General features: G+C 62.6%; 14 protein-coding genes. 3 read left to right on the top strand and 11 right to left on the bottom strand.

The features are described 5' to 3' along the window. Window positions 1-75: 75 nt before the first annotated feature. The 3 genes from JQ574_RS19310 to JQ574_RS19320 all read right to left on the bottom strand — a co-directional run bounded on the left by JQ574_RS19310 (window position 76) and on the right by JQ574_RS19320 (window position 5,165). The gene (locus tag JQ574_RS19310; RefSeq protein WP_212210554.1) at window positions 76-3,171 is read right to left on the bottom strand and encodes a MexW/MexI family multidrug efflux RND transporter permease subunit; all 3,096 of its coding nucleotides are present in this window, start codon (window positions 3,169-3,171) and stop codon (window positions 76-78) included. A 97-nt stretch (window positions 3,172-3,268) separates the two neighbouring features. After that, complete coding sequence (locus JQ574_RS19315; protein WP_212210552.1) at window positions 3,269-4,462, bottom strand: efflux RND transporter periplasmic adaptor subunit; 1,194 nt, start codon at window positions 4,460-4,462, stop codon at window positions 3,269-3,271. 1 nt (window position 4,463) lies between these two features. Then, window positions 4,464-5,165, bottom strand: coding sequence for a TetR/AcrR family transcriptional regulator (locus tag JQ574_RS19320; protein WP_212210549.1), 702 nt, complete (start codon window positions 5,163-5,165; stop codon window positions 4,464-4,466). Window positions 5,166-5,538: 373 nt separating this feature from the next. Here JQ574_RS19320 and JQ574_RS19325 point away from each other — a divergent pair, with 373 nt between their 5' ends. Beyond that, entirely contained in the window at window positions 5,539-6,777 is a 1,239-nt protein-coding gene (locus tag JQ574_RS19325; protein WP_212383778.1) for a cytochrome P450, read from the top strand. A gap of 12 nt (window positions 6,778-6,789) precedes the next feature. On the opposite strand, the gene JQ574_RS19330 is transcribed toward JQ574_RS19325, so the two are convergent. Further along, window positions 6,790-6,981 (bottom strand): hypothetical protein, encoded by a 192-nt coding sequence (locus JQ574_RS19330; RefSeq protein ID WP_211997564.1) that lies wholly within the window; start codon window positions 6,979-6,981, stop codon window positions 6,790-6,792. A 180-nt stretch (window positions 6,982-7,161) separates the two neighbouring features. Between JQ574_RS19330 and JQ574_RS19335 the strand changes: the two genes are divergently transcribed. Together JQ574_RS19335 and JQ574_RS19340 are read left to right on the top strand one after the other, a co-directional pair. After that, entirely contained in the window at window positions 7,162-7,299 is a 138-nt protein-coding gene (locus JQ574_RS19335; RefSeq protein ID WP_211997565.1) for a hypothetical protein, read from the top strand. Window positions 7,300-7,481: 182 nt separating this feature from the next. Continuing rightward, window positions 7,482-7,970 carry a hypothetical protein gene (locus tag JQ574_RS19340; protein ID WP_212210546.1) on the top strand — a complete coding sequence of 163 codons (489 nt, stop codon included), beginning with the start codon at window positions 7,482-7,484 and terminating at the stop codon, window positions 7,968-7,970. A gap of 151 nt (window positions 7,971-8,121) precedes the next feature. Here JQ574_RS19340 and JQ574_RS19345 read toward each other — a convergent pair whose 3' ends face one another. From JQ574_RS19345 to JQ574_RS19375, 7 genes are all read right to left on the bottom strand, one after another. Next, complete coding sequence (locus tag JQ574_RS19345; protein WP_212210544.1) at window positions 8,122-8,985, bottom strand: sugar phosphate isomerase/epimerase; 864 nt, start codon at window positions 8,983-8,985, stop codon at window positions 8,122-8,124. Beyond that, the gene (locus JQ574_RS19350) at window positions 8,985-10,178 is read right to left on the bottom strand and encodes a dihydrodipicolinate synthase family protein (protein WP_212210542.1); all 1,194 of its coding nucleotides are present in this window, start codon (window positions 10,176-10,178) and stop codon (window positions 8,985-8,987) included. The genes JQ574_RS19345 and JQ574_RS19350 overlap by 1 nt, the downstream gene beginning before the upstream one ends. A 10-nt stretch (window positions 10,179-10,188) precedes the next feature. After that, window positions 10,189-11,340, bottom strand: a complete 1,152-nt coding sequence (locus tag JQ574_RS19355) for a Gfo/Idh/MocA family protein (protein WP_212210541.1) — start codon at window positions 11,338-11,340, stop codon at window positions 10,189-10,191. Further along, on the bottom strand, window positions 11,337-12,740 hold the full coding sequence (locus tag JQ574_RS19360; protein ID WP_212210540.1) for a mandelate racemase/muconate lactonizing enzyme family protein: 1,404 nt from the start codon (window positions 12,738-12,740) through the stop codon (window positions 11,337-11,339). Before JQ574_RS19360 ends, JQ574_RS19355 begins: the two co-directional genes overlap by 4 nt. 12 nt (window positions 12,741-12,752) lie before the next feature. Then, on the bottom strand, window positions 12,753-13,601 hold the full coding sequence (locus JQ574_RS19365) for an ABC transporter ATP-binding protein (RefSeq protein WP_212210535.1): 849 nt from the start codon (window positions 13,599-13,601) through the stop codon (window positions 12,753-12,755). Window positions 13,602-13,722: 121 nt separating this feature from the next. Further along, a complete protein-coding gene (locus JQ574_RS19370; RefSeq protein WP_212383779.1) occupies window positions 13,723-14,721 on the bottom strand; it encodes an ABC transporter substrate-binding protein in 999 nt (332 codons plus the stop codon). A 64-nt stretch (window positions 14,722-14,785) separates the two neighbouring features. Beyond that, window positions 14,786-15,595: an ABC transporter permease gene (locus JQ574_RS19375; RefSeq protein WP_192737218.1), complete on the bottom strand. Its 810-nt coding sequence runs from the start codon at window positions 15,593-15,595 to the stop codon at window positions 14,786-14,788. Window positions 15,596-16,258: the final 663 nt, after the last annotated feature.

Genomic DNA, 16,258 nt, shown 5'->3' on the forward strand with positions numbered 1-16,258 from the left:
GCGGCAAGCCGGAGTTCATAACGACACGGCGGCGATCAGGACCGCCGCCGTTGCAAGTTTATCCGCCTGCTGTGCTCAGGTCGGTTTGAGCCCAGGCGTTCCCAGATCGAAATCCGCGATTTCCTTCGTCCGCTGCGAGCCAGCCTTGGCCTGGTGGTCGGTCGCCATCCAGACATAGACCGCCGGCAGCACGAACAGCGTGAACAGCGTACCGATCGACATGCCGGAGACCACGACGAGACCAATCGAGAAGCGGCTCGCCGCACCTGCGCCCGTTGCGGTCAGCAGCGGGATCAGGCCGGTGACCATCGCCGCCGTCGTCATCAGGATCGGACGCAGCCGGATCCGGGCCGCCATCTCGATCGCCGAACGCTTGTCGAGGCCTTCCTTGAGCTGCAGTTCGTTGGCGAACTCCACCATCAGGATGCCGTGCTTGGTGATCAGGCCGACCAGGGTCAGCAATCCGACCTGGGTATAGATGTTGATCGTCGCCACGCCGAAGAACAGCGGGATCAGCGCGCCGACGATCGCCATGGGAACGCTGATCATGATCACCAGCGGATCGCGCAGGCTTTCGAATTGCGCCGCCAGCACCAGGAAGATGATGATCAGCGCGAAACCGAAGGTGATCGCGAGCTGGTTGCCTTCCTGCACATATTGGCGGGAATCGGCCAGATAGTCGTGACCGAAGCCGGCGGGCAGCTTCTTGGCTTCACCTTCGAGGAAGTCCACCGCCTGCCCAACCGTCACACCCGGCATCGGCACCGCCTGGAATGTCGCGGAGTTCAGCTGGTTGTAATGCGTCAGCGAATTCGGATCGGTCGCGGTCTCGATCGACACGATGGTCGACAGCGGCACCAATTGCCCGGTGTTGGTCGGGACGTAGTAACCGCCGAGCGATTCCGGCGACAGCCGCATGCCGCGGGGCACCTGCGGGATCACCTGATACGAGCGCCCCTCGAGGTTGAAGCGATTGACGTAATTGCCGCCCAGCAGAGTCTGCAGCGTGGCGCCGACCTGCGCCATGTTGATGCCGAGGTCGCTTGCCTTGGAACGGTCGATGTTGACCCGCACCACCGGCTGATTGAAGTCGAGGTCGCTGTCGGAGACGATGAACAGGCCGCTCTTGCGCGCCGCGTCCTTTAGCTTGTTCATCTCCTCATAGACGGCCTGGAAGCCGGCGGTCGAATTGATCACCATCTGCACCGGCAGGCCGCCGGGCCCGCCCGGGAGCGGCGGCAGGTTGAACGCGAACGCCTGGACACCCTCGATCTTGCTGATCTCCGCCTGTACCAGCGGCTTCAGCTTGATCGAGGAACGTTCACGCTCGTCCCACGGCTTGAGCAGCATGCCGGCGATGCCGCCCTGCGGCCCATTGATGCCATTCAGGACGAAGCGCAGGTCGGTTTCAGGAAACTTGGCGAACGCCTTGTCGAGCTTGTCGCCGTAGAAGTCGACATAGTCGATGTTGGCGTATTTCGGCGCCTTGGTCACCGAGAACACGATGCCCTGATCCTCTTCGGGCGCAAGTTCCTTGGCCGTGTTCATATACAGGAACCCGACCAGACCGAGGATCGTCAGCGCGAACACGCCGGTGATCGGACGATAGTCGAGCGAGCGATCGAGTTGCCTTCCGTACCAGCGCGTCATCGCGCCGAACACCCGGTTGACGATCCTGGCGAAACGCCCCTCTTCGGCGCTCTTGAGCAGCACCGAGCACATCATCGGCGACAGCGTCAGCGCAATCACGCCGGACACGATCACCGAGCCCGCGAGCGTGAAGGCGAATTCGCGGAACAGCGAGCCGGTCAAGCCGCCGAGGAATCCGATCGGGGCATACACGGCCGCCAGCGTGATCGTCATCGAGATCACGGGACCGACGATCTCACGCGCACCCTGCAGTGACGCCTGTACCGGTGTTTTTCCCTCTTCCAGATGGCGATGGATATTCTCGACCACCACGATGGCGTCGTCGACCACGAGCCCGATGGCGAGCACCATCGCCAGCAGCGTCAGCAGGTTGAAGCTGAAGCCCAGCGCCAGCATCAGGCTGCAGACGCCGATCAGCGACAGCGGAATTGTGACGACGGGAATGATGACCGAACGGAACGATGCCAGGAACAGGAAGATCACGACCACGACGATCAGCATCGCCTCGATCAGCGTGTTCTGCACCTCGTCGATCGATGACTGAATGAACTTGGTAGAATCGTAGGCCACCTTCATCTTCATCGAAGGCGGCAAGTTGCGTTCCAGTTCCGGAAACAGCGCACGCACGCCCTTGACCAGCGTCAACGGATTGCCTTGCGGGGTCGCCTGCACGCCGATGAAGATCGCGCGCTCGCCGCTGAACGCGACACTCGCGTCGGTGCTTTGCGCCGCCAGCTCGACGGTCGCGATATCCTCGACCCGAACAAAGCCGCCGTCCTTGGACTTGACGATCATCCGCTTGAACTGATCGAGGCTCCGCAGGTCGGTATTGGTCGTAATGTTGGAGACGATGAAGTAGCCCTTGGCCTGGCCGGCGGCGGCCTGGAAGTTGTTGGCCTGGATCGCCGCCTGGACATCGCTCGGCGATACGCCGCGCCCGGCCATCTTGACCGGATCAAGCCACAGCCGCATCGCAAACGTCTGGCCGCCCAGAATGTCGGCCGACGCCACGCCGTCGACGGTCGACAGCACCGGCTGGACCACGCGCGTCAGGTAGTCCGAGATCGCCGAACCGGACAACTCCTCGCTGGAGAAGCCGAGATACATCACGGCCGTTGTCTGACCGGTTGTCTTGGTCACGATCGGATCGTTGGATTCTTTCGGGATCAGATATTTGACCGAGTTCGTCTTGGCGAGAACTTCGGTCAGCGCCTGGTTCGGATCGAAATTCAGCTTGATGTAGACCTGGATCGTGCTCGTGCCCTGCACCGACGACGACGTGATGTAGTCGACACCTTCGGCGGAGGCGATCGCCTGCTCGATCGGCGTCGTGATGAAGCCCTGAATCAAATTCGCCGACGCGCCCGGATAGACGGTGGTGACGTTGATCACCGTGTTCGACAGCTTCGGATACTGCCGGATCGGCAAGACGCTGGCGGCCCGCAGACCGAGCAAGAGAATCAGCAAACTAACGACGACCGACAAAACCGGGCGCTTGATGAAGATATCAGTTAAGGCCATCGCTGGTTATCCAGTTCAAACGTATGGGCACGGTCCCTCCACGAGACCGATGCCTGAATCCTGATGTTGCAAACGCGGCCCTGCGGCCGCGTCACGTTCAATAGCGCGGCGGCTTCGCCGGAATCACAGGCGCCGGATCGGCCGAAACCGTCACCGCCGCACCCGATTGCAGCTTGAGCTGTCCGACCGCAACGACACGATCGCCGGGCTTCAGCCCCTTCAGGATCTCGGCACGCCCGTCGATGCGGTTGCCGGTCTGCACGAAGGTGCGCACCGCCGTCAGGCTGGTCTTGCCGTCATCCTCTTTCTTCTCGGTCAGGAGATAGACGGAGTCGCCATACAGCGTGTAATCGACCGCGGTCTCGGGAATGGTGATGACCGGCGGCTTGTCCGGCAGCACCACCGTGGTGGTCGCGAACATGCCCGGCTTGAGGATGCGTTCGGGGTTGTCGATCGTCGCCTGCACGCGAATGTTGCGCGTGTCGGTAGCGATCTGCGGCTCGATGGTCGTGATCTTGCCCTCGAACTTGCGGCCCGGATAGGCGTCGACCCCGATACGAACGATCTGTCCGACCTTGAGCGCGCCTGAGTCCTTCTCCGTCACGGTGAAGTTGGCAAACAGCCGCGACAGATCGGTCAACGAAACGATCTGCGTTCCCGCCGTCAGGTACTGACCGACCTCGACCCTGCGAACGCCGAGTTCGCCGTCGAACGGAGCCCGCACCTGCTTTTGCGAGATGATGGCCTGGGTCTTGGCGATGCCGGCATTGGCCTGGTCGAACGCCGATTGCGCCTGGTCGACGGTTGCCTGCGGCCCGAACTGGCGGCTTGCCAGTTGCTTGGCGCGCTCGAGCGAGAGCTGCGCCATCGTCGCCTGCGCCTTGAAGCTGGCGAGGTCGGCCTGCTCGGGACCATCGAACAACTGCACCAGCGGGGTGCCTTCCTTCACGGTGCTGCCCGCGGTGAACATGATCTCGGTGATACGGCCGTTCAAATCCGAGGTGACATTGACCTGATGCACGGCGGCCAGATCGCCGACCGCGGTCAACAGGTTGGGTATGACTTCGGACTTCGCGTCGGCAACGCTGACGCTGGTCGGCGGCGGTTTGTTGTTGGCAAAGAACTGCGCGATCATCTTGCCGCGGAAATAGTTGAACCAGACCAGGCCGCCGACCAGCAGGCTCAGCAACAGCCCGACGACGATGAACCAGCGCACCATCCGGACCGGACGCTTGCGCGCCTTGTCGCCGATCGGCTGACCCTTGAGGTGGCTTTCGGTTACGATGTTCATTTCATGCACTTTCTGCAGTTACCGATTGTCCCGAATTCGGCGACGGCTCGTGGTCCAAATGCCTGGTGATTGCAGCCTCGTTTAGTCCGATGCCGCGAAGGATGAATTGGCAAAGCTGCCGTTCGACATCGGCGGCGTTGCCGTAGGTGAGACAGGGCACCGCAGGAAGCCGCGACAGCGCGGCCATCAGCACGGTGTGATGCGCAAACCAGAACAGGTTGAGCGGCTCGCTGCCGATCTTCGACGCGTCCCCCGCGGCAATCGCGCTTTCGAGCGAGGCGGTGAACACCGAGCCGATCAGCTCGCTGACCTTGGCGTAAAGCAGCCGGGCGAATTCGCCGTCGTCGAGATGGCTCGTCGTCATCAGCCGCAGCCGCTGCGCCTCTTCCTCGTCGGGGCCGTCAGAGACCTGCATGAAGTGCCCGACCATGCCCTTGATCAGTTCGACCAAGGTCGCGGTCGACGGCGCCTGGCCCAGCAGATGCACCAGATCCGGGTCGGCCTCGCACTCTTCCGCCAGGATTTCCGCATAGAGCGCCGCCTTGGAGGGGAAATGCTTGAACAGCAGCCCTTCCGAAATGGCAGCCGCCGCCGCCACGCTCTTGGTCGTGGTGCCGGCAAAGCCATTGCGGGCGAAGCACCGCTTGGCAGCGCTCAATATCAATTGACGCCGCAAATCACTCGTCATGCGAAGGCTGGACATGGGCGTGTGAGTAATCACTCACCTTGACCAAGTCAAGGTTTTATTGCAGCGCAAACCGGACATTTCGGCCCAGATCGGCTGCAATTCCAACGCGCCGCGAAGGCGATAATGAAATCGGCATCCCGGCTGGAGCTACCGCTCCAGATTGGAGCCGTCGCTCAGCGCGGCGTTCGCATTCACTCGGGGCGCGGGAGCGCTTTGGGCTGGACGGTACACGGCACGCCGCCTGCCAAAGGCGCGAAAACCGTGCAACGGCTTCAATTGGAGTTGACCCCGGCCCGGGGACGGAGTTTAAATTAGTTGCAACTGCGACTAATTTAAACTGACGCGACCGCGCCAGTCTTGTCCACCTTCGCAAAGAGCATGACGCGCCATGAATTGTGATGCACGGGAGCTGTCGGCGGATTTCGACCTGGAGAAGCTGACGCCGGACTTCTATGCCAACCCTTATCCGACCTATCGTGCCCTGCGCGAGAACGAGCCGGTCAAGCGGCTGCGCAACGGCTCCTACTTCCTGACCCGCTATGACGATCTGGTCGCGGCCTACAAGGCGACCAAGGTGTTTTCGTCCGACAAGAAGAAGGAGTTTCTTCCGAAATATGGCGACAGCCTGCTCTACGAGCACCACACCACCAGCCTCGTCTTCAACGATCCGCCCGCCCACACCAGGGTGCGGCGGCTGATCATGGGCGCGCTGTCACCGCGCGCGATCGCCGCGATGGAGAGCGACCTGATCGGGCTGGTCGACGGGCTGCTCGACGGTCTCGCCGCCAAGGAAAGGGTCGACCTGATCGACGACTTTGCCGCCGCCATCCCGATTGAAGTGATCGGCAACCTGCTCGACGTCCCGCACGAGGAACGCGAGCCGCTGCGCGACTGGTCGCTCGCCATTCTCGGCGCGCTGGAGCCCGTGATCAGCAGGGAAGCGTTTGCGCGCGGCAACGAGGCGGTGAAGGATTTTCTTGGCTATCTCGAAATCCTGGTCGAGCGGCGGCGCGCGAACCCCGGCAACCCCGAACGCGACGTGCTGACGCGGCTGATTTTTGGCGAGGACAATGGCGAGCGGCTGACCTCGAAGGAACTGCTGCACAATTGCATCTTCCTTCTCAACGCCGGCCATGAGACCACCACCAATCTGATCGGCAACGGGCTGGTGGCGCTGTCGCATTACCCGCACCAGAAGACGCGGCTGATCGAAAATCCCGCTATGATCAAGACCGCGGTCGAGGAGATGCTGCGGTTCGAAAGTTCGAACCAGCTCGGCAACCGCATGACGGTCGAGCCGGTCGAGCTCGGCGGCGTAGCCATGCCGTCAGGCACGCCGGTGACGCTGTGCATCGGCGCCGCCAACCGCGATCCTGCCCAGTTTGCCGATCCCGAAAACCTCGATATCGGCCGCACGCCGAACCGGCATCTCGCCTTCGGTACCGGGGCGCATCAATGCGCCGGGATGGCGCTGGCGCGATTAGAAGGCGCGATCGCGATCTCGCGCTTCCTGGCGCGGTTTCCGGACTATGCGCTGAACGGCGAGCCGGTGCGCGGCGGCCGGGTGCGCTTCCGCGGATTTCTGAGCGTGCCGTGTCTGGTCGGCGAAACCACGCGGGCGTCGTAGGCGGCAGCCTGCTTATGCCGTCGCCGGTTCGCCTGCGATCGCGCGGTCGATCGCATCGATCAACACCTGCATCTCCAGGAATTTGGCGCGCGCCCGCTCGGCCTTGTCGCGGTCGAACGGCGCCGCGAGCACCTTGGCGTGCGCATCGCGGTCTTCGAGCATGCGATCCCTCGCCTTCTTCAAATTGTCCAGTCGGTCGCTCATGCGGGCTCGCTTTGCTGTTGGGGTATCAGGCTTTGCCGGGAATCGCTGCGTGACCTTACGGCATGGCGAGCCCGCTTCCGTGAAATAAATCGGGTTTGGCCGAAGCGGCCCTGTATCTATCCTTCGGCAAATCGCTACCCTCAGAGCCGCTTAACATCATCAAATCGACGGGAGACCGGCATGGCCAAGGGTGAGCAACGCAGCAATCGCGAAACCAAGAAGCCGAAGAAGGAAAAGATCAAGACCATCGCCGCGGCGCCGAGCCAGAAGGGCGTCGGCAACCTGCAATCGGGCTTTGCCTCGGGCAAAAAGAAATAGCTTTCCGATCCGTCTGACCAAGCGGGTCATCCTGAACGGGATAAGGGGGCGGCTCTGTTCGCCGCTCGGGTTCCCGCCTGTCGCTTGCTCCCTGTCGCCAAGCTTGGCCGGTAATTAACCCGCGGTTTACCATGTTTGCGTACCTTTTTTCGCAACCGGCGTTTCGAAAAAGGGCCTCCCGTATGGCGTACCGCGCAAATCAGCAGCTTCGTGAGGACATCTGGGATTACCGCTATCCCACCGCGCCCGCCCCGCTGCCCGACGAAGAAGAGAAAGTCGTCAGTTTTGCCCGGCAACCCGCGAAAGGACCCGGCACGACAGCGCTCAGCCTGATGCAGCAGGCCACCGAGATGTTCGAGGGCATCGAAAACCAGGCCCGCGAGACCGAAGCCCGCGCCCAGTCGCTGTGCAAGAGCGCCACCGAGCGGCTGCGGCTGGCCGAAAAGCAGCGCGACACTTCCGAGCGCTCGCGCCGCGAACTGATCAATGATTTCAATGCCCGGCTCGAGGAAATGGCGAAGGCCATGCAGCGGGCCGAAAAGCGTATCGTCAGCGCCGAGGATCATGCGATCGCCGCCGAGTTCCGCGCACAGGCCGCCGAGGCCCAGCTTCACCAAGCCAACCGCGAACTCGCCGCCATCGAGGACATGATCCGCAAGCGGCTGGTTTGAGATACTGCTGTCGTCCCGGCGAAGGCCGGGACCCATAACCACAGGCTTGCGTTAGACCAAGCTGGCGCTCCAGCCTTTCTTAACAATCAGCATCGGTGGCTATGGGTCCCGGCTCCAGGCCGGGACGACGACGTGGATAGAGGTTGCCCGCTTAAACCACCGACCGGTGCCGTTCGATACAGGTCCGCAGCACCTCGTCCATCGGCTTGCTCCACCACTCCTCCGAAAAAATCTCGATCTCGGAATAGCCCGCAAAGCCCTGCGCCTCGACGGCTGATCGCACCGACTTGATGTCGATCACACCGTCACCCATCATGCCGCGGTCGTTGAGGATGTCTTTGGTCGGCACCAACCAGTCGCAGACGTGGAACGCCAATAGCCGATCTTTGCCGGCGCGCGCGATCTGTGGCAGCAATTCCGGATCCCACCAGATGTGATAGACGTCGAGCGCGACGCCAAGCGCGCCTGATCGTTTCGGATCGAGCGCATCGCAGATATCGAGCGCCTGTTTGGTAGTGTTGACGCAGGCGCGGTCGCCGGCATAGGCGGGATGCAGCGGCTCGATCGCCAGCGGCATGTTGGCGCTATCAGCATATTCCATCATCTCGGCGATGCCGTCGTGAACCTGGCTGCGGGCCGCCAAAATATCCTTTGAGACCGCGCTGCCCGGCCGCGAGTATTGCGGCAGTCCGCCGACGACCAGCACGATGCAGGGCGCGCCCAACGCCTTGGCTTCATCGACGGCGCGGCGGTTATCGTCGCGCGCCTCGATGCGATGCGCGGCATCCGACGTGAACATGCCGCCGCGGCAATAGCCTGTCAGTTCCAGCCCGGCATCGCGCACCGCACGCGCGGCACGCTCGAGGCCGACGGCGGCGACCTGATCGCGCCACGGGTCGATGGCGCGGATGCCATGCCGCGCGCAGGCCTCGATGATCGCAACGAGGTCGCCCTGCTTGCGGACCGTTGCGGTGTTCAGCGACAGCCAGCGGTGATCCTTCGAAAAATCCCGCATCAGGGCTCGACACCCCGTGTCGCCAGCACCGTCTTCATGCGCCGGGTCGCCAGTTCCGGATTGGCGAGCAGCCCTGCCTGATCGGCCAGCCGGAACAATTCAGCCAGGTGCAGCGTCGAGCGCGTACTCTCCTGCCCGCCCACCATGGTGAAATGATCCTGGTGGCCGTTGAGATAGGCCATGAACACGATTCCCGTTTTGTAGAACCGCGTCGGCGCCTTGAAGATATGCCGCGACAGCGGCACCGTCGGCCCCAGCACGTCGTGGAAGCCGGCCTCATCCCCGGCCGCCAGCCGCGACAGCGCGTAGGACGCCGCCGGCGCAATCGCATCGAAGATGCCGAGCAGCGCGTGCGAAAACCCCTTGTCGTCGCCGGCGATCAGTTCGGCATAGTTGAAGTCGTCGCCGGTATACATCTTCACATTCTTGTCGAGCCGGCGGCGCATGTCGATCTCGCGCTGCTTGTCGAGCAGCGAGACCTTGACGCCGTCAACCTTGGCGGCGTTGGCATTGATGATGCCGACCGCAATGTCCATGGCTTCATCGAGGCTGGATGTGCCCCAGTAATTCGCCAGCGCCGGATCGAACATGTCGCCGAGCCAGTGGATGATCACGGGCTCGCGGACCTGCGACAGCACGCGGTTGTACACCCTGGCGTAATCGTCGGCATTGCGGCCGATCTTTGCGAGCGCGCGCGAGGCCATCAGGATGATGCGCCCGCCGGCCTTCTCGACCGCCGCGATCTGCTCTTCGTAAGCGCGGATCACGTCGTCGATGCTCTTGGCATCCTCGACCGCGAGGTGGTCGGTGCCGGCACCGGAGAACACCAGCGCATTGCCCCTCGCCCTGGCAGCCTTCACCGAGCGCTGGATCAATTCCAGCGAGGTCGGCCAGTCCAGTCCCATGCCGCGCTGCGCGGTGTCCATCGACTCGGCAACGCCGAGACCGAGGTCCCAGATATGTTCGCGGAACGCGATGGTCTTGTCCCAGTCGATCGCCGCCGTCAGCCACGGATCATTGTCGGCAAAGGGATCGGCCACCACATGCGCCGCCGAGAACGCCACGCGGTTCAGCGTGCCTTCCAGCTTCGCCGGGAAGACCCGCGACGCGGCGAGGCGATAATTCTCGATGCTGCGGTTCGCGGTCGGCAACCTCACGGACAAAGACGAGACAGGCATTACCGGCTTGTTCATGGCCTTAACCTCACACCTTGATCGGAGCGACGTCGATCCAGCGCCGTTCGCGCCAGCTCTGAAGTGCGCATTCGGCAAGCTGCACGCCCTTGGCGCCTTCCAGCAGCGTATACTTGTAGGGCGCGTCCTCGCAAACGTGGCGAATGAACATTTCCCACTGCTCCTTGAAGCCGTTGTCGTAGACGACGTTCTCGGGGAGCGTCTGCCAGTCGGCGTAGAAATCATGCGTGCGCTTCTCGTCCGGATTCCACACCGGTCGTGGCGTCGCCTGCCGCGCCTGGATGACGCAATCGGTCAGCCCCGCCACCGCCGAGCCATGGGTGCCGTCGACCTGGAAGGTGACGAGGTCATCGCGATAGACCCGCGTCACCCAGCTCATATTGATATGCGCAATCACCCCGCCCTTGAGGCGGAAGGTGGCGTAGGCGGAGTCGTCGGCGGTCGCCTTGTACTGCTTGCCCTTCTCGTCGAAACGTTCGGGGATATCAGTGGTGCCGGTGCAGCTCACGCTCTCGACCTCGCCGAAGAGATTGTCGAGCACGTAACGCCAGTGGCAGACCATGTCGAGGATGATGCCGCCGCCATCCTCGCTGCGGTAATTCCAGGACGGCCGCTGCGCCTCCTGCCAGCCGCCTTCGAACACCCAATAGCCGAACTCGCCGCGCACCGAGAGCATCCGGCCGAAGAAGCCGGAGTCGCGCAGGAAGGCGAGTTTCTTGAGGCCCGGCAGGAACAGCTTGTCCTGCACCGTGCCGTGCTTGACGCCTTTTGCAGCAGCGAGGCGCAGCACCGCAACGGCCTCATCGAGATTGGTCGCGATCGGCTTTTCGCAATAGACGTGCTTGCCGGCATTGATCGCCTTGGTCAGCAGCGTGGGCCGCGCCTGCGTGGTCGCGGCGTCGAAGAAGATGGTGTCGTTCTTGTCGGCCAGCGCCTTGTCGAGGTCGGTCGACCAGCGCTCGATGTTGAAGCGCCTGGCGAGACGTTCCACTTTATCTGCATCACGGCCGATCAGGATCGGGTCCGGCATCATGCGGTCGCCATTGCCAAGCACCACGCCGCCCTGGTCGCGGATCGCGACGATCGAGCGGATCAGATGCTGGTTGAGCCCCATGCGGCCGGTCACACCGTTCATGATCAGGCCGAGGCGTTTGGTCGTCATATCGCTTGCTCCTGCAAGGTTCTTGCTTTTGGTTGTTGGAGCGGCGGCAACTCCGACCACTCCGGATGTACTGATGTCGCGAAGCCCGGCGCTGCCAGCGATCCCGTCAACAGGTCGCCGTCGTGAATCGACAGGCGGATGATATTGCCGTCGCGGATGTAGAGATCGGGATGCGCGACCAGAAACGCGTCGGCCTCGGCAGCGGGCGTCTCGGCAAATCCATCGACATAATGGTGGCCGTTGCGCTCGGCATGGGTGACGCCGATCAGCGCGCCCAGCGCCAGATCCTGCTGGACACCGAGCCCGGCCTGACAGGTCAGGTCCTCGCCCGAGATGAAATACCGTCCGCCGTCGGCGCTCCATCTGGCCGCGCGAGCGGCGTTGATGACCGACTTGTAGATGCCCTTGCAGGACTTCGAGGAGATACCGCGATAGCCCAGCGCGCGGGCGGCCGGGAAGGCATCGTAGGAATCGTCGGCTTCGTCGATGATGAAATCGCGGCCGGTGAGCGCACCGAGCGGCGACTGCCGCGTGATGTCGCGCGGCATCGGCTGCTCGATATACAGAAGTTTTTCCGCGATCGGCTTCAACGCGCTGTCACGGTCGAGGCGCTCGACCAGCGCGCCCAGCGCGTCGAGATCGGCATATTGCTCGTTGGCGTCCAGCGTCACCTTGTACGCATACGGCAGCTTCGCAAGTTCATTGCCGATCCGGATCAGGCGCGCCGCATCCGCCGCGGGATCGCCGTTCAGCTTGAGCTTGAAATAACGCGCGCCGGCGTTTTCGTGTGCGTCGGCGACGCCGCCCTCGCCTTCGACCGTGTCGTCCATGCCGACCGTGTGCCGGATCGCGACGCGCTCCAGCCGCCGGCGTCCTGCCAGGAATTGCGCGATGGCGTCATCTCCCAGATCGGGCGCCAGCCGCGCATCGATCCCGGCCACATTTGCGGCCATGCCGTCAAAGAAATTGGCGCCCAGCCCGCGCAGCAGCGCATCCAGGATCGCCTTGTCGATCTCGGCCGGCCCAAAGCCAGCAGCGAGCGGCGGGATATCCTCATTCGCACAGGCTTCGACCTGCGCGGCGATGATGGCGGCGTGGTGTCCGAACGCGGTGTCAAGGCCGGATCGCGCCAGATAAAGCTCGCGTGCGATCGCAAGCGCGCGGCGCAATCCGTCGATGGTTTGTTGCGGCGAAAGATGCGCGCGCTTGTCGAACCATTTCGAGGCCATCATTTCGGCGCTGGCGCCGATCGAAGCGCCCTTGCCTTCGATCTCGATTTCGGCGCGCACGAAAACCTGCACCGACGACGTGATCACCACGCTGCCGAACCGGAACGGCTTCGCGAACGGGATCGGCCGCTCGAAGAACGAAATATCCCGCACGGCGATGCGAGGAGGCATGGCGGTACCCCCTTAGTCCAGCGCGCTTTGGGTGAAGAAGTGCTTGCGGATCCGCTGCACCAGTTCGGTGAAGGCGGGATCGGCCATCGAATCCAGCGAACGCGGGCGCGGCAGCGGCACGTCGTAGATCGCCGCGATCGCGCCGGGGCGTTCGGTCATGACCAGCACACGGTCGGCCAGGAACACCGCTTCCGGTATCGAATGCGTGATCAGCAGCACGGTCTTGCCGGTCTCGCGCTGGATCCGCATCAGTTCGACATTCATCTTCTCGCGCGTCATGGCATCGAGCGCGCCGAACGGCTCGTCCATCAGCATGATTTTTGGATCGTGCACCAGCGCCCGGCAGATCGAGGCGCGCTGCTGCATGCCGCCCGAAAGCTGCCAGGGCAGCTTCTTCTCAAAGCCTTCGAGCCCGACCATCTTGAGCAGCGCCTTGGCGCGCACGAGATATTCCTCGCGCGGCAGCTGCTTCATGTCAATCGGCAGCATCACGTTGCCGAGGATGTTGCGCCATGGCAGCAGCAGCGCGTTCTGGAACACGATGCCAACATTGCCGTGCGGTTTTGTCACCTGTTCGCCTTCGACCAGGATTTCCCCGGTCGACGGCGCCAGCAGGCCCGAGATCATCTTCAGCAGCGTGGACTTGCCGCAGCCGGACGGACCGACCACGACAAAGAACTCACCCTCGTTGATATGAAAATCCAGCGGCTTCAGCGACGGCACATCGCCGTCGCGCGAGCGGTAGGTCTTCGACACGCCCGATAGCGTGATCCCCGGCGTGCCCGCGCCCGCCCGATCGGACACCAGCCGCAGATGCGCGGCGGGCTGATCGGTCTCCGTTGCTTTGGTCGCTGCGCTCATTCAGTTAATTCCGTTCGAATGCAGTGGTAGCCGTTCGTCATTGCGAGGAGCAAAGCGACGAAGCAATCCATACTTGCTTTGCGGCACCATGGATTGCTTCGCTTCGCTCGCCATGACGAGATCAGGACCCACCCTTCGGCAGATAATCATTGGTATAAAACGCCTTCGGATTGTCCTTGGCCTTGGCTTCGAGGCCGCCATACTCGACCATCAGATTGACCGTGTCGGTCATGTTCTGGTCGGTCACCTCGAACGGCCGCTTGCCCTTGGTTTCCGCCGTGCGATAGAGCGGGATCGTCAGTTCAAAGCCCTGCGTCAGCGTTTCGATCTTGCCGCCCTTGGGGTTGGCGTCGAGGATCGATTGTGCTGCACCCTTGGCATCCTTCTCGGCGGCTTCGACGGCCTTGGTGGTCGCCGACATGAAACGCTTGACGAGGTCGGGATTGGACTTGACGAACTCGGTGTTGGCGACGACGCCCGAGCAGACCATGTTGATGCCGTAGTCGGCGAACTTGATCGCGTTGACGTCCTTGCCGGTGGCGTCCTTGATCTTCATCGACTGGTCCATGACGTAGCCGAGCAGCAAATCAGCCTGGCCGTTGATGACGGCGTTGAGCTTGGTCTGGCCGTCGCCGGCGACCGTCTGGAAATCGCTTTCCTTCAGGCCGGTCTTCTTCAGGAACAGCGGCCAGATCTGGGTCATGGAATCGGCGGGCGTGATCGCCACCGTCTTGCCCTTGATGTCCTCGGGCTTCTTGATGTTCTTCTCGACGAAACCCATCGCCGACATCGGGCTGGTCTGCAGCAGCACGCCGGTAGCGACGATCGGCGCGCCCTTGACCGCCGCGCGCATCATTGTCGGCACGTCGACATAGCCGAAATTGGCGGTCTTGGCCGCAACGGCCTGCGTGGTCGCCGCCGAACCGCGGCCTTCCTGGATTTCGAGATCGATGCCCTCGGTGGCATAGATGCCCTTGGCCTTGCCGTAATAGAACGGCGCGTGCTCGCCATAGACGTACCAGTTCAGCATCAGCACCACCTTGTCGGCGGCGGATGCGGGAAGCACTGAAAGCGCGGTCCAGATCAACGCGGCCGAAACCGCAGTCATAGCTCGTATCATTGTCGTCCTCCCGTTGGTGTTGGCTTGCGGCCCTTGGATGGGTCGCTTCTTTTTGGGTTACAGTTTACGAAGCAAAGATGATGTCCTCGCGCTGGCTGACATGCCAGGGAATGACGAGGCTTTCGATCCGGTCGACGATCCAGAACAGGATCACGCCCATCAGCGCGAGAATCACCAGCGCAGCGAACATCGTCGGCAGATCGAAGGTACCGATCGAGCGCTGCAGCACATAGCCGATCCCGGAATTGGAGCCGACGAACTCACCGACCACGGCGCCGACCACGGCCAGCGTAATCGACACTTTCAGGCCGGAGAAAATCGCCGGCATCGCATGCGGCAGGTTAACGGCGCAGAATACCCTGAAGCGGCTGCCCTGCATCGCGCGCGCCAGATCGACCATATCAGGGTCGACCGATTTGAAGCCCTGCACCGCCGACACCACCACCGGAAAGAATCCCAACAGAAACGCCGAGATCACTTTCGGGATGATGCCGAACCCGAACCAGACCACGAACAGCGGCGCGATCGCGATCTTCGGCACGGACTGGGAGAACACCAGCAGCGGATAGACGTAGCTTTCCACCGTCTTCGATCCCGCGATCAGCATGGCGACGGGAATGCCGAACACGGCCGAGAGCAGGAACCCGCAAATGGTGGCGTAGGTGGTGGGCCAGGCCTGCCGCAGCAGTTCCGGCCAGTCGGTCCACAGCACGGCGACGACATCGCCGGGCGCCGGGATCTGGTAGGCGGGAATCCGGAACACGCGGATGGTCAGGTCCCAGATCACGACGATGAAAATCAGGAACAAAAACGGCCGCACCCACGCCGCGTTAAGCGCTTTGGTCACGCCGCTGGGGCCCTTCGGTTCGGCCACGTCTCGCTCCCTGATCAGGTTTTGTCGGAGAGAAATTAACCCGTTGGATAAATACTGTCCAGTGGCTTCCCTGTGACATTTTGAGGCTCGTCCCGCGGTCATTCCCCGATGCGGAATTGCGCATCTGAGGGCGCGCCACTTGGCGCGAGCCACGGAATGACAGCCAAATTTGACGCTGCCCTCTCCTCGTCATTGCGAGCGAAGCGAGGCAATCCATGGCGCGCCCAGCCGAGGAATGGATTGCTTCGCTCCGCTCGCAATGACGGCTGGGTGCGACATTCCGACCCGACGGGCAAATCACTTCCGATTTACGGAAATCGTGTCAAGCCCCAAAGTAAAAAATATTTCTGTTTACCAGAATGAAAATCAGGTGCATATCTTTCGCCATCCCGTCCCACTCAGAGGGCGTCGGCCGTCGTCACGGACGTTGGGCGGGTTGCGGTGGACGCTGATGTTGCGAAGACGTAACGCGACAGAGGCGTACGGCAAAACCGTGTGGTCCTGGCGCCCGTTGCAGGCGTCAAGCTGTCGGAGAAGCGCAAGCGGGAACGGCAGCGACGGAGTCAACCAAGAACTCGTCTCCGGGGAGATCACGGCATAAGCCGTAAAGCCATTGCGCAGGGAAGGCCGGGTGTTCTCCGCTGCCCTGTATGCTCGTGTGCC

Source organism: Bradyrhizobium sp. AUGA SZCCT0158 (genome assembly GCF_018130065.1).
GTDB lineage: Bacteria > Pseudomonadota > Alphaproteobacteria > Rhizobiales > Xanthobacteraceae > Bradyrhizobium.